Source organism: Luteibacter sp. 9133 (genome assembly GCF_000800155.1).
Classification (GTDB): Bacteria; Pseudomonadota; Gammaproteobacteria; order Xanthomonadales; family Rhodanobacteraceae; genus Luteibacter; species Luteibacter mycovicinus.
In genome coordinates this window covers 1,580,549-1,599,533 of the sequence record NZ_JUHO01000001.1, presented here as the reverse complement: position 1 = coordinate 1,599,533, position 18,985 = coordinate 1,580,549, and the positions used below count along the sequence as shown (strand labels likewise).

The 18,985-nt window shown below is 64.7% G+C and carries 18 protein-coding genes; 7 read left to right on the top strand and 11 right to left on the bottom strand.

The window, feature by feature from the left end:
• Positions 1 to 27 precede the first annotated feature (27 nt).
• Positions 28 to 3,645, bottom strand: a complete 3,618-nt coding sequence (locus FA87_RS06955; protein ID WP_156128513.1) for a transporter substrate-binding domain-containing protein — start codon at positions 3,643 to 3,645, stop codon at positions 28 to 30.
• Between the two features lie 84 nt (positions 3,646 to 3,729).
• On the opposite strand from FA87_RS06955, the gene FA87_RS06950 reads away from it, so the two are divergent.
• The gene (locus FA87_RS06950; RefSeq protein WP_036114118.1) at positions 3,730 to 4,365 is read left to right on the top strand and encodes a response regulator; all 636 of its coding nucleotides are present in this window, start codon (positions 3,730 to 3,732) and stop codon (positions 4,363 to 4,365) included.
• Between the two features lie 10 nt (positions 4,366 to 4,375).
• On the opposite strand, the gene FA87_RS06945 is transcribed toward FA87_RS06950, so the two are convergent.
• The 4 genes from FA87_RS06945 to FA87_RS06930 all read right to left on the bottom strand — a co-directional run bounded on the left by FA87_RS06945 (position 4,376) and on the right by FA87_RS06930 (position 8,190).
• On the bottom strand, positions 4,376 to 5,164 hold the full coding sequence (locus tag FA87_RS06945) for a DUF3025 domain-containing protein (RefSeq protein ID WP_043693337.1): 789 nt from the start codon (positions 5,162 to 5,164) through the stop codon (positions 4,376 to 4,378).
• Positions 5,165 to 5,169: 5 nt separating this feature from the next.
• A complete protein-coding gene (gene rimO, locus FA87_RS06940; protein WP_043693334.1) occupies positions 5,170 to 6,486 on the bottom strand; it encodes a 30S ribosomal protein S12 methylthiotransferase RimO in 1,317 nt (438 codons plus the stop codon).
• 590 nt (positions 6,487 to 7,076) lie between these two features.
• Complete coding sequence (locus FA87_RS06935; protein WP_156128512.1) at positions 7,077 to 7,565, bottom strand: hypothetical protein; 489 nt, start codon at positions 7,563 to 7,565, stop codon at positions 7,077 to 7,079.
• A 283-nt stretch (positions 7,566 to 7,848) separates the two neighbouring features.
• Complete coding sequence (locus tag FA87_RS06930) at positions 7,849 to 8,190, bottom strand: nucleotide pyrophosphohydrolase (protein ID WP_239709005.1); 342 nt, start codon at positions 8,188 to 8,190, stop codon at positions 7,849 to 7,851.
• A 171-nt stretch (positions 8,191 to 8,361) separates the two neighbouring features.
• Here FA87_RS06930 and FA87_RS06925 point away from each other — a divergent pair, with 171 nt between their 5' ends.
• Both FA87_RS06925 and FA87_RS06920 read left to right on the top strand, forming a co-directional pair.
• Positions 8,362 to 9,033, top strand: coding sequence for a dienelactone hydrolase family protein (locus tag FA87_RS06925; RefSeq protein WP_043693328.1), 672 nt, complete (start codon positions 8,362 to 8,364; stop codon positions 9,031 to 9,033).
• Positions 9,030 to 9,446 (top strand): HIT family protein, encoded by a 417-nt coding sequence (locus tag FA87_RS06920; protein WP_043693325.1) that lies wholly within the window; start codon positions 9,030 to 9,032, stop codon positions 9,444 to 9,446. The genes FA87_RS06925 and FA87_RS06920 overlap by 4 nt, the downstream gene beginning before the upstream one ends.
• Positions 9,447 to 9,576: 130 nt before the next feature.
• Here FA87_RS06920 and FA87_RS06915 read toward each other — a convergent pair whose 3' ends face one another.
• From FA87_RS06915 to apbC, 3 genes are all read right to left on the bottom strand, one after another.
• Positions 9,577 to 10,068, bottom strand: a complete 492-nt coding sequence (locus tag FA87_RS06915; protein ID WP_043693321.1) for a hypothetical protein — start codon at positions 10,066 to 10,068, stop codon at positions 9,577 to 9,579.
• A gap of 85 nt (positions 10,069 to 10,153) precedes the next feature.
• Complete coding sequence (dcd, locus tag FA87_RS06910) at positions 10,154 to 10,720, bottom strand: dCTP deaminase (RefSeq protein WP_036114141.1); 567 nt, start codon at positions 10,718 to 10,720, stop codon at positions 10,154 to 10,156.
• A 59-nt stretch (positions 10,721 to 10,779) separates the two neighbouring features.
• Entirely contained in the window at positions 10,780 to 11,865 is a 1,086-nt protein-coding gene (apbC, locus tag FA87_RS06905; RefSeq protein ID WP_043693318.1) for an iron-sulfur cluster carrier protein ApbC, read from the bottom strand.
• 184 nt (positions 11,866 to 12,049) lie between these two features.
• Here apbC and FA87_RS06900 point away from each other — a divergent pair, with 184 nt between their 5' ends.
• The 4 genes from FA87_RS06900 (at position 12,050) to nth (ending at position 15,985) form a co-directional block, all read left to right on the top strand.
• Positions 12,050 to 12,496 (top strand): DUF2147 domain-containing protein, encoded by a 447-nt coding sequence (locus FA87_RS06900; protein ID WP_036114148.1) that lies wholly within the window; start codon positions 12,050 to 12,052, stop codon positions 12,494 to 12,496.
• 106 nt (positions 12,497 to 12,602) lie between these two features.
• A complete protein-coding gene (gene metG / locus FA87_RS06895) occupies positions 12,603 to 14,717 on the top strand; it encodes a methionine--tRNA ligase (protein ID WP_043693315.1) in 2,115 nt (704 codons plus the stop codon).
• A gap of 24 nt (positions 14,718 to 14,741) precedes the next feature.
• The gene (locus FA87_RS06890; protein WP_043693312.1) at positions 14,742 to 15,350 is read left to right on the top strand and encodes an RnfABCDGE type electron transport complex subunit B; all 609 of its coding nucleotides are present in this window, start codon (positions 14,742 to 14,744) and stop codon (positions 15,348 to 15,350) included.
• A gap of 20 nt (positions 15,351 to 15,370) precedes the next feature.
• Positions 15,371 to 15,985: an endonuclease III gene (nth, locus tag FA87_RS06885; RefSeq protein WP_156108850.1), complete on the top strand. Its 615-nt coding sequence runs from the start codon at positions 15,371 to 15,373 to the stop codon at positions 15,983 to 15,985.
• A gap of 47 nt (positions 15,986 to 16,032) precedes the next feature.
• Here the strand turns inward: nth and FA87_RS06880 are convergent, their stop codons facing one another.
• The 3 genes from FA87_RS06880 to FA87_RS06870 all read right to left on the bottom strand — a co-directional run bounded on the left by FA87_RS06880 (position 16,033) and on the right by FA87_RS06870 (position 18,753).
• The gene (locus FA87_RS06880) at positions 16,033 to 17,550 is read right to left on the bottom strand and encodes a SulP family inorganic anion transporter (RefSeq protein WP_036114160.1); all 1,518 of its coding nucleotides are present in this window, start codon (positions 17,548 to 17,550) and stop codon (positions 16,033 to 16,035) included.
• A gap of 12 nt (positions 17,551 to 17,562) precedes the next feature.
• The gene (locus FA87_RS06875; RefSeq protein WP_036114164.1) at positions 17,563 to 18,252 is read right to left on the bottom strand and encodes a carbonic anhydrase; all 690 of its coding nucleotides are present in this window, start codon (positions 18,250 to 18,252) and stop codon (positions 17,563 to 17,565) included.
• 135 nt (positions 18,253 to 18,387) lie between these two features.
• Complete coding sequence (locus FA87_RS06870; protein ID WP_036114167.1) at positions 18,388 to 18,753, bottom strand: hypothetical protein; 366 nt, start codon at positions 18,751 to 18,753, stop codon at positions 18,388 to 18,390.
• Positions 18,754 to 18,985: the final 232 nt, after the last annotated feature.

Below are 18,985 nucleotides of genomic sequence, written 5' to 3'. Positions count from 1 at the left end.
GGCGGGGAGACAGCCTTGTCGGCGACTCTACGAAGCCGCCACCAGCCGCCCGGCAAACGCCTCCAGCCCATCGGCAAAACGCCCGACGCCCGCGGCGAAGTCTCGCAACGCGACCCGGTCGACGTCACTGCCTTCCCGCAACGCCAGCTCCATCCGCTCCCCCTGCTCGCCCACCTCGGATTGCCCGAAGACGTTCACGCCGCCCAGCACGTGGTGAATCCATCCCGCGACCTCATCGCGATCCGCGCGAGCCGCTACGACATCGAGGCTCGTCAGCGCATCCCGCGTCGCCTGCACACCCGCCTGAATCACGCTGACGACGTTGGCGTCGGAACCGAACGCGCGGCGCATGCGATCCATGTCGATTCCGAGGTCGGGCACGCTGACCGAAGGCGCCATCGCGTGGTTGCCGTCATGCGTGTCGTCGAGATGGACGTCTAGGTCGACACGACCCCGCGCGCCAAGCCAGCGCGCCACGGTCTCATGAAACGCCTCGAGCCGGATCGGCTTGCGAAGAAGGTCGTCCATGCCTGCCGCGAGGCAAATCTCCCGCTGATCCGAGCGTGCATCGGCGGTCATCGCGACGATGGGCAGACGCCGCGTGCCACCCGCCTCGCGCAGGCGCACCTCGCGCGCCACGGCATAGCCGTCCATGCGGGGCATGTGGCAATCGACCAGCAACAGGTCGTAGTCGCCGACGTCGAGGGCCCCGAGCGCGGCGACACCGTCGTCGACCACATCGCACCGGTAACCCCGAAGCGCCAGCTGCACGCGGACGAGCTCCTGGTTCACCGGATGATCTTCCGCCAGCAGGATGCGCGCGTCACGAGGCGTGGCGGCGACAGTGGCCCTGTCGTCGACCTCCGTATCCTGCGACAGCGGTAGCGTAGTGACAGGCAGCTCGAGCGTCACCGTAACGACGGTGCCCCGTCCCGGTTCGCTCTCGATCGCGATGTGCCCACCCATGCGTTCCACGAGACGCCGCGAAATCGCCAGGCCGAGGCCCGTCCCGCCGAAGCGGCGGGTCGTCGACGACTCGGCCTGACTGAACGGGGCGAAGACATGCCGAAGCTTGGCCGCATGAATGCCGATACCGGTGTCGCTGACCACGAAGCGCAGGCGCTGGCGCGCGCCATGTTCTTCGTCGACGTGTAACGCCACGTTTACGGCGCCACGCGCCGTAAACTTGATCGCGTTACCCAGCAGGTTGAGCAGGACCTGACGCAAGCGCCCGTCGTCGACCATCAGCGCAGGCGCCAGGGTCTCGTCGAATGTCACGTCGACGCGCAGTCCTTTCGCCTCCGCCTGCGCCGCCATGATGGCGACGGCGCCCTCCACGATGGCGCGTGGATCCGCGGGCCGCGGGTCGAACGTCAGATGACCGGCTTCGATCTTCGAGAAGTCGAGCACGTCGTCGAGGATGTGGAGCAAGGCCTCCGCCGAATGCTCGATGGTCGACACCATCTTGCGTTGCTCCCGATCCAGCGGCGTGCGCTCGAGCACGTCGAGCAGGCCGATCACGCCGTTCATCGGGGTGCGGATTTCGTGGCTGATCGTCGCGAGGAAATCGCTCTTCGCGCGGGTCGCGGCTTCCGCTTCGTCACGTGCATGGGCGACGCCGCGCGCGGCCAGTTCCTGCGCGGTCACGTCGACCCAGTAGCCGTTCCAGCGCACGCTGCCGTCTGCCGCGGCCAGCGGCACCGCATCGGAGCTGAGATAGCGCGTGCGCCCGCCGACCTGGGCGCGAACGGTGACATGCAGCGGCGTGAGTTCGCGGGCGGATCGTTCGAACGCTTCGCGCAGCGCTTCGCGATCCTCGTCCGGCACGGGCGCCAGCATGGTTTCGCCGCCGGCGAGCAGCTCGCCCGGCTCCATGCCGAGAATGCTTTGCGGATCGCCACCGACATACGCCATCGCATAAGCGCCGTCGACGCCGCGGACCGCCTCGTAGACCACCGCGGGCACATGCGCCGTGACCTCGGCGAGACGCCGCTCGGTGCGTTCGCGTCGGCGCGTCTCGCGACGCAGATTGAGGTACGCATAGCTGATGGCGATCAGCGAAGCCAGCAACACCGCGACGAAGGGCAGCACGCGCCCCGCGATTTCACGCCATGTCGGTCCCACCACGTAGTGGGAGGCGAACCAGGTGTTGCGGATCTCCTGCTGCCGGTGCGTCGACAGGTTGACCAGCACACGGTTGACCAGCGGAACCAGCGGCGCGAGTTCACGCCGCACACCGATGGCGATCGCTTCGTTGTCGCCGGTGGGAGCGGCCACCTTCAGCTGGCCGAGGAAATTTTCGCGGATGAGGTAATCGACCGAGGCCAGATTGCCAACGAACGCATCCCCCTCACCGGCCGCAAGGCGGCGCAGGCCGTCCGCCTCGGTATCGACGGAGACGATCTGCACGCCGGCAATGCGCGAGAGCAGCCGCCGGATCGGCTCGCGCGTGGTATTACCCAGAACGCGTTTACCCACCAGATCGTCGCGGCCGGCCACCGTGGGCGAGCCCTCACGCGTCACGATCATGATCGGAAAGTCGAGGTAAGGCACGCTCGGTTCGAGGAACGGCGCCGTCGCACTCTGTGGATTGATGGCCGCGACGAGGTCGACATCGCCCCGATGCACCCGCTCGACCGTGCCCGCCCAGTTCTCGCTGGGCACCTGAGTGACGCGGATACCCAGTTCGGCCGCGATCTCGCGCACGTAATCCAGCGAAAGGCCCTCCGCCTCACCCTGCCCCGTGATCAGGCTGAAAGGCGCATAGCTGGGATCCACCCCCAGACGCAGAGGCGGCAGCGCCTGCAGCCAGTTCTTCTCCTTTTCACTGAGAGGGATACCGGCCTCCCTCGGCCGCGGCGCGATATCCCGCCCCACCCAGCGCGCGCGCAGGCGGCCGTGATCCGCGGCGGTGAGCTCACCCAGGGCGTGGTCCAGCGCCCGCCCCAGTGGAGCACGCTCCGCAGGCACAGCGAAGGCCAACGCGCTGATCGGCAGCGCCAGCGGCGCCCCGACGCGAAGCTCATGGTCCAGCCGCAGACGCGAGACGAACTCGCGTGCCGAATACGGGTTGTCCAGGTACGCGTTGACGTCACCGCTGCGCACGCGCTCCAGCGCCTCGGCCGTCGAGGCGGTCTCGACCAGAGTCGTCTCAGGCAGCTCGCGACGCAAGGCCGAAATATCGAAGTAGCCGGTATGGACGGCGAGGCGCTTGCCGACCAGATCGCCGGGACGGTGCACGATGGGCGCGTCCACACGCTCCACCACGGCCGGGAGGGATTCGAAGTAGGTCGCACCCACACGAATGCCGGGCATGCCCTGTTCCAGCGGCGTGACCGACGTGGCGACATCGATCTCGCCCCTGGCCAGACCCGCCAGGAGCGCCGGCCAGCTCGGATATTCGCGAGTCTGCAACGTGACGCCGAGCTCCGCGGCGATCTCGCGCAGGTAGTCCGGGCCCAGACCCTCGAGTTCACCGTCACGAAGCTCCTCGAAGGGGGGATAGCCCTCCGGGTAGGCGCCGACCGTGAGTACGGGGTGGTGGCGGAGCCATTCGGCATCCTCCGGACGCAACGGCACGTCCGGGGTGGCCATCGCCACACTGGCAAGCACAAACAAAATTAACGGGAGCAGGCGTCGGATCACGTGGGAGGCTTCGTCAAGGTAACCTTCTGGGCATAATCGGTTCGAAGCTCAATGTGTCGCAACGTATTCAGGAGAACGCAAGGCATGCCACTCAAGGTCATTCTGGCAGACGATCACCCCCTCGTTCTCGTTGGCGGGCGGCTTGCGCTCGAGAATGCGCATATCGAAGTGGTCGGTGCGGCGAAGGCGGCCGACGAACTTCTGGCCATGCTCGCCGACCGCGAATGTGACGTCGTAATTACGGATTTTCTCATGCCGAGCGATCGGCAGGACGACGGATTCCCCCTTCTCGAAGCGATCGCCAAGGATTATCCGCATATCGCGCTGATCGTCCTGACCATGATCAACCGCCCCGCCGCTCTTCAGTCGATGCTCTCACGCGGCGCACGCGGCATCGTCGACAAACGTGCCCCGATGGACGAGCTGGCCACGGCCGCACGTGCGGTCTCCGACGGCGAAACCTACCTCAGCGAAACCCTGCTCGACATCCTCAACGAGGCCGACGAGAGTTCGGTCGCCATGCCGGGTGCGCCGTTGTCACCCCGCGAGACGGAAGTCATCCGCGCCTTCGTCAACGGCATGTCGCTTCAGCAGATCGCCGACCGCGAAGGCAAGTCGGTCAAGACGATCAGCCGCCAGAAGCGGGACGCCATGCGCAAGCTGGGCGTCGATCACGACAGCCTGCTCGGCGACTACGTGCGGGATCACGGACTGAGCTGAGCGCTTTTCGCTAAAGCGGTGGCGGGTAGATCCGCCCCGCGCGCAGCGGCTGGAAACACGGCGCCGTGGTGTAGAACGACGCCTCCCCCGTATCCGCGTGCCAGCCCGGCACGCCGGATACCGGCAGCGGCCGAAGTTCCTGCGGATCGTTGAGAACGGCACCGCGGTGAATCGCCTCGGCGCAGACGGCACGCGCATCGCGCCCGTCCATGACGACCAACGCCTTCCCCACCAGCAGCTTCTCCGGCGTCAGGGCATGCTCGAGCAGCGCATGGCCGAACACCTCGACGCTCGCTTCGCCGCGCAGCCAGGCCTCGCGATGCGTCCAGAACAGCGTCGACCAGTCGTGTGCATCCCAGGCGCGCAGCATCTCGGGATCCCGCAGCGAAACGATCATTCCCGCTTCGTCGAAATGCGTCAGCGCGCACTGCGGACGTGAGCGCTCCCGCGGTCCCATACGCGCGATCTCATCCATCTGGCGCGCGTTGAGTGCACGTTTGAGCGACGGGTAGCGCAGCCAGATGAGCGCGTTGAACAGGTCGTGCCAGTTCTCGGCACGCGTGGCTATCGCGCCTTTGCGGGCGATGCGCTCTTCGTAGTGCAGTCCGTCGTCGAGCAGGGCCTTATCCTGCGTCACGAAGCGCACGGCGGAACCGGGCGGGAGCAAGGCATTCAGCGGCGCGGTATCGGGCCACGTATCGCCGTCGAGGAGCGACGTGTACTCACCCCAGGCGGAAAGCGGCGGCGACGCGAACACGCTCCGATCGAGCGAATGCCGCGTCGGCGCCACGTAACGCATGGGACTTAAGCCAGACGACCGTAGAGGTCGTGGGCGTCGGCTTCTTCGACGACGACGTCAACGAACTGGCCAGGCTTCAGCAGCTGGCCATCGTCGATGCGCACGGCACCGTCGATTTCCGGCGCATCGGCGCTGGAACGCCCCCAGGCGCCATCGGTATCGATTTCGTCCACCAGCACCCTGATCGTCCTGCCCACCTTGCGCTGCAGCTTGGCGGCGGAAATCTCGGCCTGCACCGCCATGAACTGCTCGAGGCGGTCTTCCTTGAGTTCTTCGTCGATCTGACCGGGCAGGTCATTGGCCCTGGCGCCGTCGACCGGCGAATACGCGAACGCACCCACGCGATCGAGTTCGGCCTCACGCAGGAAGCCGAGCAGTTCCTGGAACTCCTGATCGGTCTCGCCGGGGAAGCCCACGATGAACGTGCTGCGGATGGTGAGATCGGGCACCTGACGACGCCAGTTCTGCACACGTTCCAGTGTCTTGTCGACGTTACCCGGGCGCTTCATCAGCTTGAGGATGCGCGGGCTGGCGTGCTGGAACGGGATATCGAGGTACGGAAGGATCTTGCCGTCCGCCATCAGCGGCATGATTTCGTCGACGTGCGGATACGGGTAGACGTAGTGCAGCCGGGTCCAGATGCCCAGTTCGGACAGGCCCTCGCACAGCTCGGTCATCCGCGTACGGTACGACCTGCCACGCCATTCGCGCTCGGCGTAGCGCACGTCGACGCCATAGGCGCTGGTGTCCTGCGAGATCACCAGCAACTCCTTCACGCCGCCGCGGGCCAGCTTCTCGGCTTCCATCAGCACCTGGTCGACCGGGCGGCTGACGAGGTCGCCGCGCATCGACGGGATGATGCAGAAGCTGCAGCGGTGATTGCAGCCCTCGGAAATCTTCAGGTACGCGTAGTGCTTGGGCGTCAGCTTCACCCCGGTGTCGGGCACCAGATCGAGGAACTTGTTCCGCGTCGGCGGAATGGCCTGATGCACCGCGCTCATCACGCTGACGTAGTCCTGCGGGCCCGAGATGGACAGGACGTCGGGGTAGCTCTCACGGATCAGCTCCGAACGCTTACCCAGGCAACCGGTGACGATCACCTTGCCGTTCTCGTGAAGCGCCTCACCGATGGCATCGAGCGATTCCTGAACGGCCGAGTCGATGAAGCCGCAGGTGTTGACGACGACCGCGTCGGCCTCGCCGTAGCTGGGCACGATCTCGTAGCCTTCGACCTTCAGCTGGGTGAGGATGCGTTCGGAGTCGACGAGGGCTTTCGGACAGCCGAGGCTGACGAAACCGACTTTGGGAGCGGCCTGGGACATTGCCGTGGGTACCGGGGGTATAGGAAGCCGGGCATTATAGCGGGTTGGCGGGCACGGGGCCGAACGGCTCTTCACACCAGATCCCCAGGCCTTTCAGGCCTCAGGCGCAGCCCCGCCGGGGTTGTACCGGAATCGCTTCCGGATGTCGTCCTGGAACGCGGATCGCCTTCTGAGTGTCTACCGTTCAACGGAGTCACGCTCACAAAACTTACGAGCCGAAACAGCGAGGACTCATGCGCACAATGGCGCGATGATGAGGAGAGCTGCCCCACTTTCCGCTGAAGACTAATTGATCCTCATGTTTCGTGACTTCGTCAGTTCCCCACATCGATTTCCAGCGAATCGACTGAGGCGCGCTGAAGCGACCGTCCGATTTGAAGACCGTTCCGCCCGGCGCTATCCGGCACTGAAATGCGGAACCGTCGGGATCGATCTTTATCCAGACCGTTCGATCATCAAATTGCCACAAGCCAACCATCCAGCTGGGTGTGACTGGGTCAGCTGCTCGTACCAGTCCAGAGAACGCGAGCAGTAAGCACAGGGAAACGAGGCGCACCCAAATCTCCGAAATGAACACGTGGGCGAATAGCTTAATGAAGGTCCGCTTCCGAAACGACGCGTGCCCTGCCTGGCGCGCTATTTCCAAATGGCCGACCCGGCTTGAAGCGTAAGGCCTTCTTTTCGATGAGGTGCCACGAGGCAGCGGCCAGAGCAACGGTTACCGGCACGGTGATGGACAGCAGTTCAAGGTAAGGCGTTTCCCGCCCCCAAAGTGCGACTCCTATCTGCTGCACGGGCCATGCGTATATGTAAATGCCATAGGAGAGATCTCCGACTTTTGAAATGTTTCGCAGACCAGCCCATGACCGCACGCCAATCGCAATTGTCAGTGACGGAACGACGAAGGCGAGCCCAAGATTGGTCTGATCAATGCGGATGAGTGCGTAGCCGATGACCAGGGATGACAGGGTCGGCAGGGGTTTGCGGAGGTACGGACAGGCCCGCAACAGACTTCCTGCGGCGAAGAAGAGCCCGAAGTCAGCGAGAAAACTCTCCCCGGACTGCAGGCCGGAAAGCACGAAGTAACCAAAGACTCCCACAGCCAACACGATAGATGGACGCCGCGTTGCAACTCCGGCAACGAGAAGCAGCCCGTAACAATAGACCTCGTACGGAATGGTCCACAGTGATCCGTTGGTGAGGTGTCTTGGCGGATCATCCCCGACAAACCTTGGTTAAGCGCGTCCGGACAGGGCGAACTGATGGCTGATCAGCACGAGGAAGGCGCCAAATAGCCTCAGTGCATCAAAATTGTTGCGCTGTCCGTGAGTCATTGCTTCTTCCTTGAACACGGCCATTTTCTCAGGTGCGCAGCTCGCCAGAGACGTATTCGATCAGTTCGCTGGTGTTTCTCACGTACTCGTTTTCCAGGTCGATGCCGCACTTGTTGGCCAGTACCATGATCGACCATAAGCAGTCCGACAATTCATGACCGAGTTTGGCTTTGCAGTCATCGATGTCCCGGACACCCGCATTCGCCTGAATCAGTTTGGCCAGATCGCCGACGTCACCTACGAAACCAAGGGCGAGTTCCTGCGTCGTCCAGACACGCCCCCACCGCTTGACCTCAAGCTGTTCGTAGAGCACGTTCAGCTCTAGTGCCGAGGTCTCAAGTTCACTGAATTTCATGCTGGCGACTGCCACAGGCTGATTCCATTTTCGTGTTGGATACGGCGGAACACTACACGCGCCCGCCGCTGCCAAACCAGTGCTGCCTCGCGACCACCGGGCCCAGACAGGCCTTCACGCACATCCCGCCGACATGTGGCCGGGTTACCCTTACGGGTATTCCTACCACCTCCGGAGATTCGCCCCATGGGCCGCACCCTGATCCTCGACACCTCACGCCCGCACGAAAGCATGGACGCCTACCTCGCCGAGCCGACCGGCACCCCGAAGGGTGGCGTCGTGGTGATCCAGGAGATCTTCGGCGTCAACGCCCATATCCGCAGCGTGGCGGACCGTTTCGCGGCCGAAGGCTACGTCGCCATCGCGCCGGCGCTGTTCGACCCGGTCGAGAAGGATGTCGAGCTTGGCTACGACCAGGACGGTATGCAGAAGGGCGTCAAGCTCATCGGCGAGTTGGGTCTTCTGCGCCCGATGCAGGATGTGGGCATCGCCGCGAAGCTGATCGCCGACCAGTACAAGGTCAAGGTCGGCACGGTGGGCTACTGCTGGGGCGGTACCGTCGCGGCGCTGGCGGCCCTGCGTCTCGGCTTGCCCTCGTCCAGCTACTACGGCTCGCGCAACGTGCCCTTCCTGAGCGAACCGGCCAAGGCCAACGTGATCTTCCATTTCGGCGAGCGCGACCACTCCATCCCGCCCGAGATGGTCGAGAAGCACCGTGAGCTGAAACCGGAAATGGATACCTGGGTCTACCCGGCCGACCATGGCTTCAATTGCGACGCACGCGCCAGCTACGACGAGCCGAGCGCAAAGCTGGCCTGGGAACGCACCCTCGCCTTCTTCGCCCGCGAACTGGCATGAGCGAGGCGTTCGACCTCGATCCGCGGCTCGCCGGCGACACCCTCGTCGTCGGCGACCTGCCGCTGAGCCGCGTCCTGCTGATGCGGGACGCGCGCTATGCTTGGCTGGTGCTGGTGCCTCGGAAGGCGGGGCTGGTCGAGGTTTCGGATCTTCCCGACGAGGAACGTGCCCTGCTCTGGCAGGAAGCCGGCCTCGCCGGGAGCGCACTTCGTGCCGTGGCACCGTGCGACAAGCTCAATATCGGGGCGCTCGGCAACATCGTGCGCCAGCTCCACGTCCACGTTGTCGCCAGAACCGAGGGCGATGCGGCGTGGCCGGGGCCGGTGTGGGGGTTTGGCAAGGCGGAGCCTTATGCGGATCGTGAGGCGGAGAAGCGGGTCGAGGCGTTGCGGGAATTGCTCGGCCTGAGCTGATACCGCACCACCCATCGCCAGCAGGGCTGGCTCCTGCAAGAGCCGGGGACAGCCGAGACGGCGCCAGCAAGAACAAAAAAGCCCGGAGGCGCGAGCCTCCGGGCTTTTTTCGAGCAGAAGACCTGAGGGCTTACTGCTGCGTCTGCGGGTCGTAGGCGCCGCTGGAGGCTTCCTTACCCTGCATGCGGTCCGGCAACGCGGCCTTCTGCGGGGTGTCCTCGAGCTGGCGTGCCTTTTCTTCCACGGCGTTCAGGCGGGTGAGCTCGCCCTTCTTGTCGTAGTACACGGCAAAGCCGTAATCCAGCTGCATGCGGGCCATGAAGCCAAGATGGATGTCACGGATCTTGGAGTCGTCGCTCGGGATCAGCAGGACCGTCTTCGGCAGCTTGCCCTGGTCTTTCAGGTAGGCGAAATGGCTGCCGGTGTCGGCGGCGGAAAGCACCGCGTTGTCCACGACGAACTGGCCACTCTTATAGGCCTTGATCGTGACGTCGAACTGGCCCTGCTCTTTGGCGACGGGGTCGTTCTTCGTGGCACCGCTGTGGCAACCGGCGAGCACCAGCATGCTGGCGAGGAGCATCGCCGCGGCGGCGCGGGACAGGAGGTCGGGAACTCGGATCATGCGGTGTCTCCGTGGATCGGCGTTTCGTGAAAGTGGGAAGTTTACCCCGCGCCCCTGTCGGGCGCGGATGCGACCGGAAGGCCGTTCAGGTACTCGGCAGGGTGACGCCGCGCTGGCCCTGGTACTTGCCGCCGCGATCGGCGTAGGACACCTCACACTCCTCGTCGGATTCGAGGAAGAGCATCTGGGCAACGCCCTCGTTGGCGTAAATCTTTGCGGGCAGCGGCGTCGTGTTCGAGAACTCGAGGGTGACGTGGCCTTCCCACTCCGGCTCGAGCGGCGTCACGTTGACGATGATGCCGCAGCGGGCGTAGGTGCTCTTGCCGAGGCAGATGGTCAGGACCTGACGCGGAATGCGGAAGTACTCGACCGTGCGCGCCAGCGCGAAGGAATTCGGCGGAATGATGCAGACGTCGGATTTGACGTCGACGAAGCTGCGCTCATCGAACGCCTTCGGATCGACGATGGTCGAGTTGATGTTGGTGAACACCTTGAACTCATCGGCGCAACGGACGTCGTAGCCGTAGCTCGAGGTGCCATACGAGACCAGCCGGTGACCGTCGCGCTCCTTGACCTGACCGGGCGCGAACGGCTCGATCATGCCGTGCTGCTCGGCCATGCGGCGGATCCACTTGTCGGACTTGATGCTCACGTACTTGTCTCCCTCGCTGGAGCCGGAAAGGTATAGGAACGTCGTCGAAGACGCTACTTTCAGGTGTTCTGGATGACGATCTTGGGGAAAGAGATCGCCTTGTTACGGGCCTGCAGGGACAGTTTCGCCGCCGTGGAACGCGCGATGGCGCGATAACGCCCGGCCAGATCGGATTCCGGGATCGCCGCCACGGTGGGCTTGCCGTCGTCCGACTGCTGACGGATGCGGATGTCGAGCGGCAGATCGCCCAGATAGGCGATACCGGCTTCTTCCGCCATCCGTGCGCCGCCGCCGTGGCCGAAGATATGCTCCTCGTGACCGCAGTTCGTGCAGATGTGCGTCGCCATGTTCTCGATGACGCCAAGCACCGGCACCTCCACCTTGCGGAACATGCCGAGCGCCTTGCGCGCGTCGAGCAGCGCGATGTCCTGCGGCGTGGTAACGATGACGGCACCGGAGACCGGCACCTTCTGCGAGAGGGTCAGCTGGATGTCGCCGGTTCCCGGCGGCAGGTCGATGATGAGGTAATCCAGGTCGTCCCAGCGCGTGTCGTTCAGCAACTGCATCAGCGCCTGGGTGACCATGGGACCACGCCAGATCATGGGGGTGTCTTCGTCGATCAGTACGCCGATGGACATCGCCTGCAGGCCATGGGCGTGCATCGGCTCGATGCTTTTGCCGTCAGGAGAAACCGGTTTTCCTGACAATCCGAGCATGCGCGGCTGGCTGGGGCCGTAGATATCGGCGTCCAGGATGCCGACCCGGGCGCCTTCGGCCACCAGCGCCAGCGCCAGGTTCACTGACACCGTGGATTTGCCTACCCCGCCCTTGCCCGACGCGACGGCGATGATGTTCTTCACCCCAGCCATGGGAGACAGCTGGCCCTGCACCTTGTGGGGATGCACGCGCCAGGTGACCGACACGGCGGCCGAGGCGATGCCCGGCTCGGCCTCGAGGGCCTGGCGGGCCTGCTCCGCCGCTTGTGCGACATAGCCCACGGCGGGGTAACCGAGCTGGATGTCGACGGAGACACGGTCGCCATCGACGCCCACCGCACGCACGGCGGCGCCGAACGGCTGTCCCGAGTGCGGGTCGATAACGCGGTCGAGGACACCGCGGACGAGGGATTCGCTGGGCTGGGTCATGAGGAGAGTTGAGCAAAATCGAAGATCGCCCATTATGCCAGCTAGCGTGCCTCGACCGGGCCGGCACGTTGGCGCGGGGCCCCGGGGCCGCTGCCTTGCCTCGTGGCGCGATGCAGCTTGACGGGGCTGCCGCCGCTCGTCAGGCTCCGGCCGTACCTTACCGTATGGGGAGCACCGCCATCCTATGAAGTCCCTGATCCGCACCGCCGCTGCCCTCGCCCTCGTCGCGAGCGCCCTCCCCGCCTTCGCCGCCACGGATACCCCGGTCGGCAAGTGGAAGACCATCGACGACAAGACCCACGAAGTGAAGTCGATCGTCGAGATCACCGAGCACGGCGGTCTGCTGGAAGGCAAGGTCGTGGAGGTGCTCAAATCCGACCACGGTCCTCACCCGGTCTGCTCCGAGTGCGATGGGGAGCGCAAGAACAAGCCCATCGAAGGCATGACCATCATGTGGGGCCTGAAGAAGGACGGCGACGAGTGGTCCGGCGGCCAGATCCTCGATCCGGCCAAGGGCAAGATCTACAAGGTGACCCTGAAGCTCGAGGACGGCGGCAAGAAGCTCGATGTCCATGGGTATATCGGGTTTTCGCTGATCGGTCGCAGCCAGGAATGGGTGCGGGCGGAATAATCAAAGACATCGCGCGCAGGCGCGCTCCTACGGGGGCGGGGGCCCAGGGGCCCGTCGCCCCCTTCGCATGCCATAATCCCCGGTCCCAAAGCAGACCGCGATCCTCATGGCCCGCCGCATCCTGGTTACCAACGCTCTACCCTACGCCAACGGCCCGCTTCATCTGGGCCACATGCTCGGTTACATCGAAGCCGACATCTGGGCGCGGGCGCAGCGAATGCAGGGCAACGAGGTCTGGTACGTCGCCGGTGAGGACGCCCACGGCACGCCGATCATGCTCGCCGCCGAGAAGGTCGGGCTGACGCCTGAGGAATACATCGCGGGTATCCGTGCGTCGCACGAGGCGGATTTCACCGACTTCCATTTCAGCTACGACCAGTACCACACGACGCATTCCCCGGAAAACCGGGAAATCGCGACGGACATCTACGTGCGCCTGCGTGACGCCGGGTATATCGCCCGCCGCGATATCCAGCAGCTGTATGACCCCACGCGTGACATGTTCCTGCCGGACCGCTACATCAAGGGCACCTGCCCCAACTGCGGCACGCCAGACCAGTACGGCGACAACTGCGAGAACTGCGGCGCCACCTACGCACCGACCGATCTGATCAACCCGTACTCGGTGATGTCGGGCGCTACCCCCGTGCTGCGTGACTCCGAGCATTACTTCTTCGAGCTCGGCAAGTTCGAGCAGCTGCTGCGCGACTGGTTCGCGGGCAAGTACACCGACGGTAAGCCCACCGCCAACAGCAGCGTCGTCGCCAAGCTGGCGGAATGGATCGACGGCGGCCTGCGTGACTGGGACATCTCGCGCGATGCGCCATATTTCGGATTTCCGATCCCCGACGCGCCGGGCAAGTTCTTCTACGTGTGGCTCGACGCACCGGCGGGTTACCTCGCCTCGTTCAAAGCACTGTGCGAGCGCAAGGGCATCGTCTTCGACGACTTCCTGCGTGCCGACAGCACCGCCGAAATGCACCACTTCGTCGGCAAGGACATCATCAACTTCCATGGCCTGTTCTGGCCGGCGATGCTGCACGGCGCGGGTATGCGCGTGCCAACCGCGCTGCATACCAACGGTTACCTGACGGTCAACGGCGCGAAGATGTCCAAGTCGCGCGGCACCTTCATTCAGGCGCGCACGTTCCTGGACTCCGGCCTCGACCCGGAAGCCCTGCGCTACTACTTCGCCACCATGCTTGGCCCGCAGCCGATCGACGTCGACCTCGACCTCAAGTCGTTCGAGGAACGCGTCAACTCGCATCTGGTTGGCAAGTGGGCGAACATCGCCAGCCGTACGGCGGGCTTCCTGCACACGCATTTCGCCGGCAAGCTGTCCGATCGCTTCGACGACGAGGCGACCGCACTGTGGAAGGACCTCCTGGCACAGTACGAAGGCATCGAAGCCGTCTACGAAGCCGACGAATATGCCGAAGCGACGCGCCGGTTTGTGTCGATGTCCGATGCGGTCAACGGCTACATCGCAGCCAAGGCACCCTGGGTGATCGCCAGAGACGAGGCGCGCCGCGACGAACTGCAGCAGGTCTGCTCGTTCGCGATCAACGCGTTCCGCCTGCTGTCCGGCCTGCTCAAGCCCATCGTGCCGACCACCGTCGCCGCCGCTGAGGCATTCCTCGGCGCGCCGATCGCGACGTTCGCCGACGCACGCCGCGAGCTTTTCGGCCACACCGTCAATGCGTTCTCGCCGCTGTTCGGCCGTCTCGATCCGAAGAAGATTGCCGCCATGGTCGACGCCTCGAAAGAATCGCTGACTCCCGCCGAGCAGGCTCGCGAAGCCGCCGCGGAAGCCAGGCCCGCCAAGAAACCCAAAGAAGCTCCGAAGCCCATGACCGACGCCACCGCTACCGCCTCCACCGATACCGCCGCCACCATTTCCATCGACGACTTCGCGAGGCTCGACCTGCGTATCGGCAAGGTGACCGTCTGCGAGTTTGTCGAAGGCTCGGACAAGCTGCTGCGCTTCGAACTGGATGCCGGCACGCTGGGCACGCGCCAGATCTTCTCGGGCATCCGTGCCGCGTACGGTGAGCCGGAGAAGCTCGTCGGCCGCAACGTGGTCTTCATCGCCAACCTCGCGCCGCGCAAGATGCGCTTCGGTCTGTCCGAGGGCATGATCCTGTCCGCCGGTGAAGGCGGTGCGGACCTGTTCCTCCTCGACGCCGACCAGGGTGCGGCGCCGGGCGCCACCGTCCGCTAAACACGACCCGGCAACGCGCCAGCCATGACGCCAACGCTCGCCGACCGCATCGACACGCTCCTGCCGCAGACCCAGTGCGAGCAGTGCGGTTTCCATGGCTGCCGCCCGTACGCGGAGGCGATCGCCGCCGATGAAGCGGGCATCGATCGCTGCCCGCCGGGTGGTGCCATCGGCATCGCCCGTCTGGCCGCCCTGCTCGATCGTCCCGTGGTGCCGCTCGATCCGACGCATGGCGTGGAGAAGCCGCGCACGCTCGCGCGCATCGTCGAAGCCGATTGCATCGGCTGCACCAAGTGCATCCAGGTGTGCCCGGTCGATGCGATCCTCGGTGCATCCAAAGTGATGCACACCGTGGTTAGCGATCTGTGCACCGGCTGCGAACTCTGCGTACCCGCCTGCCCCGTCGACTGCATCCGGCTCGATCCGATGCCGCTGGCACAGGCGGATGACCGCGAGCATGCCGACGCGGCGCGACGTCATTTCCAGCGCCGTGAGGCACGTCTCTCTCACGAGCGTGCCGAGCGCGAACGCCAGCTCGAAGCGAACAAGGCCGTAGTCGCCGCGCCCACCGCACGCAACGCGGTCCTCGAAGCGCTCGCCCGCGCCAGGCTGCGGAAGAAGGATACTCCGTGAAGAAAGCCAACGTGGTCGAGATGTTCAGCCGCCTGCGCGAGCTGGATCCGCATCCGAAAACCGAACTCGAATACACCACGCCGTTCGAGCTGCTTTCCGCCGTGGCGCTGTCCGCGCAGGCCACCGACGTCGGCGTGAACAAGGCGACGCGCAAGCTGTTTCCGGTGGCCAATACGGCCCAGAAGATCCTCGATCTGGGGCTCGAAAAACTCAAGACGTACATCAGCACGATCGGGCTCTACAACAACAAGGCGAAGAACCTGATCGCCATGAGCCGGATTCTCGTGGATCGTTACGACGGCGAAGTACCGCAGTCACGCGAGGCGCTCGAAGAACTGCCGGGCGTCGGTCGCAAGACCGCCAATGTGGTGCTCAACACGGCGTTCGGCCAGCCGACGATTGCCGTCGACACGCACATTTTTCGGGTGGCCAACCGCACGGGGCTGGCACCCGGGCCGGATGTACGCAAGGTTGAAGACAAGCTCGAGAAGGTCATCCCGAAAGAGTTCATCCAGGATGCGCATCACTGGCTGATCCTGCACGGGCGTTATGTTTGTAAGGCGCGTAAGCCGGAGTGTCCGAACTGCGCGATCATCGACCTGTGCGCTTATAAACAGAAGACAAAGCCGGCCTGAGCCGGCTTTTCTTCTTCGCGAGGGAATGTCGCGTGCGAGGCGCGCTCCTACGCAGCCTGTCTGGAACCCTCGACCCGCCGTCCCAGTTCGTGCCAGTCCACGACGAGTTCGCAGCCGCGTTTCGAGGCGTTCTGCCCCCACTCCCGCAATAGCTCCAGCGACGCCTGGTCGACATGCACCAGGCGATCCATCCGCACGCTGAGGCGCGTATTGGCCGGCACGGCCTCCAGCTTGCGTGCCATCGTCGGCACCTTGAGGAACGTCGCAGAACCTTCGAGGTGGAGCGTCGCCTGACCCGGCTCGTCGTGGTGCTGCACGTCCATCTTGAGCTTCGACGACAGCAGCGCCAGACGGAACAGGGAGAGACCGAAGCCGACGATCACGCCGGTCAGCAGGTCGGTGGCAACGATAGCCACGGTCGTCGCGACATAGACCGCCGCCGTACCTTTGCCGTACGCCGCCAGCGTCTTGATCTGGCCGGGATTGACCATCTTCACGCCGGTAAAGACCAGGATGCCGGCCAGGCAGGAGATGGGCGTCATGCGCATCAACCACGGAAGCAGCATCACGAAGGCCAGCAACCAGCCGCCGTGCAGGATCGACGCCATACGTGTGGCTGAGCCGGCCTGCACGTTCGCGGCGCTACGCACGATCACGCCCGTCATCGGCAACGCACCGAGGAAACCGCAGATCAGATTGCCGACGCCCTGCGCCGTCAGTTCGCGGTCGTAGTTCGTACGCACGCCGTTGTGCATGCGATCCACCGCTGCCGCGGAGAGCAGCGTCTCCGCGCTGGCGATGAACGCAAACGTCGCCGCCGCGACCAGCAGCGACGCGTCGAACAGTCCGAAGAGGCTACCCATGCTCGGCAGGCTCACCGCCGAAAACAGGTTCGCGGGCACGTCGACTCGCTTGACGTCCACCGCCGTCAGTTGCGCGATGAGCGTCATCGCAACCACCGCGAGCAAGGCACCCGGCACGAAGCGGAGCTTCGCCGGGCGCAGCTTCTCCCAGCCGAGCATGATCGCAATGGTGCCCAGGCCGATCATCAGGGCGGCGGGGGCCTGCCCTTCCGCGGCACCGGTGACCGATTCCCACGCTGCGGAGGGGAGCGCCGCGAAGTTTTCGAGACCGCGTGCTTTCGGAATCGCGTCCAGCAACACATGGGACTGGGACGCGACGATCAGGATGCCGATGCCGGACAACATGCCGGCGACCACCGCGGGCGACGTCATCCGGAACCAGACGCCGACTTTGCACAGACCGGCGACGATCTGAATCAGGCCGGCAAGCAGCACGACGGGGCCAAGAGCGGCCACGCCGTGCTCGCGCACAAGTTCAAACACCAGGACCGCGAGGCCCGCCGCGGGACCGCTGACCTGCAGCGGCGACCCCGCGATCGAACCGACGATGATTCCGCCCACGATGCCGGTGATCAGTCCTGCGCTGGGCGGCATGCCCGACGCGATCGCGATACCCATGCACAGAGGCAGAGCGACAAGAAAGACGACCACCGAGCCGAGGAGGTCGCGGCCAAAGAGGCCCTGGGAGAAATATGCGCGCATGTCGTGCCTTCCTTAAGCGGCGTTTGCTACCGGCACGGGCGTGGAGAAACGCGCGTGCGGTGTCGCGTCCGGCGCGTGTGCATCGCCGGCGACGAGGGGACGGAACCTTCCTTCCAACGGATCGAAGGCGGTGATTTCGGTGTTGGCGATGTCGTAAATCCAGCCGTGAATACGCAGGCTGCCGTTGGCGATCGCGGCTGCGACGGCGGGCAGCGTGCGCATGTGTTCGAGCTGGCCGACTACGTTTTCTTCGGTGAGATAACGCAGACCCTCCTCGCCCAGGATGGTCGGACGATTCTCGGCGACGACGTAGCGAGCCACGTCGGCGTGCTTCAGCCACTGCTCGACCGACGGTTTGCCCTTCAGCGCCGCCGGGTTCTGCAGCGCCTTCATCGCGCCGCAGTCGGAGTGGCCGCAGATGACGATGTGCTGCACCTTCAGCGCCGTCACCGCGTATTCGATGGCGGCGACCACGCCACTGACGTGCTGAGCGTACGGCGGGACGATGTTGCCGACGTTGCGGTAAACGAACAGGTCGCCCGGCTGAGCGTTGAAGATCAGCTCCGGCATGATGCGCGAGTCGGCACACGTGATGAACATCGTATGCGGCGTCTGGCCGGACGCCAGCTTGGCGAATACCTCGCGCTGATCGTCGGTCATGTTGCGGCGGAAATTATCGAAGCCCTGGATGAGACGTTCCATAGTGGTTTCTCTCTTCGTTGGCGAAAACAAGGCACGAGCGCGCACGCTCGCGGCGGCTGGCGGATTGCCAGCGCACGAAAACTGCAGGTGAGAAAAAGAAGGTGGGGCTGTCGGCGCGCGAAGGCGCCGGACCGATCAGACGATCGGAGGCCGCAGCTCGAGGCTGGGATGATGCGCGTGAGGCGCCGGCCGGACGTCCGCATGACGGGAGGTGCTGACGTGGGGAATCGTCACGACATGCTGAGGGGGGACGTCGAAGGTATCGTCGAGGCCGCCGCTGTTGTCTTCCAGCGACGGCACGGGATCCTGATCGTCGAACGAGGCCGTGTCGTCGGCAACCGCCAGCGCGTGCTGCGCCGCGTGTTCCTGGGAAGCCACCGCCGCGGCGAGGCCGCTGGCGGAGGGCGCCGCATTGACGCCGACGCACGCGACGAACAACGCGAAGAACACGAAAATCGTGCTCGCGAAGCGGCGCATGGCGGGGGCGAAAAGGGTCTGCATGAGCCCGAACCTACGACAGGCTTCATGACGTTCGCAAGTGTGGCGATGCAACAAATTCAGGCTTGGGGCATTTTTGTGTGCTGAAACGTGACGTGGCAACGGTTTTTTGCCGGTGACGGGGCACGAAGCGGCCTGCGCTTATTCAGATATGGACGTCCGAAAGACCATTGGCTGCCTGAGATCATTCGCAACGAGAATTCGCTGACAGCGTCAGTTACCACGAACGCATGGC

Coding starts and splice junctions, on each gene's coding strand:
- FA87_RS06950 (WP_036114118.1), top strand. CDS start 3,730: ATGCCACTCAAGGTCATTCTGGCAGACGATCACCCCCTCGTTCTCGTT.
- FA87_RS06945 (WP_043693337.1), bottom strand. CDS start 5,164: ATGCGTTACGTGGCGCCGACGCGGCATTCGCTCGATCGGAGCGTGTTC.
- rimO (WP_043693334.1), bottom strand. CDS start 6,486: ATGTCCCAGGCCGCTCCCAAAGTCGGTTTCGTCAGCCTCGGCTGTCCG.
- FA87_RS06925 (WP_043693328.1), top strand. CDS start 8,362: ATGGGCCGCACCCTGATCCTCGACACCTCACGCCCGCACGAAAGCATG.
- FA87_RS06920 (WP_043693325.1), top strand. CDS start 9,030: ATGAGCGAGGCGTTCGACCTCGATCCGCGGCTCGCCGGCGACACCCTC.
- FA87_RS06915 (WP_043693321.1), bottom strand. CDS start 10,068: ATGATCCGAGTTCCCGACCTCCTGTCCCGCGCCGCCGCGGCGATGCTC.
- apbC (WP_043693318.1), bottom strand. CDS start 11,865: ATGACCCAGCCCAGCGAATCCCTCGTCCGCGGTGTCCTCGACCGCGTT.
- FA87_RS06900 (WP_036114148.1), top strand. CDS start 12,050: ATGAAGTCCCTGATCCGCACCGCCGCTGCCCTCGCCCTCGTCGCGAGC.
- metG (WP_043693315.1), top strand. CDS start 12,603: ATGGCCCGCCGCATCCTGGTTACCAACGCTCTACCCTACGCCAACGGC.
- FA87_RS06890 (WP_043693312.1), top strand. CDS start 14,742: ATGACGCCAACGCTCGCCGACCGCATCGACACGCTCCTGCCGCAGACC.
- nth (WP_156108850.1), top strand. CDS start 15,371: ATGTTCAGCCGCCTGCGCGAGCTGGATCCGCATCCGAAAACCGAACTC.
- FA87_RS06880 (WP_036114160.1), bottom strand. CDS start 17,550: ATGCGCGCATATTTCTCCCAGGGCCTCTTTGGCCGCGACCTCCTCGGC.
- FA87_RS06875 (WP_036114164.1), bottom strand. CDS start 18,252: ATGGAACGTCTCATCCAGGGCTTCGATAATTTCCGCCGCAACATGACC.
- FA87_RS06870 (WP_036114167.1), bottom strand. CDS start 18,753: ATGCAGACCCTTTTCGCCCCCGCCATGCGCCGCTTCGCGAGCACGATT.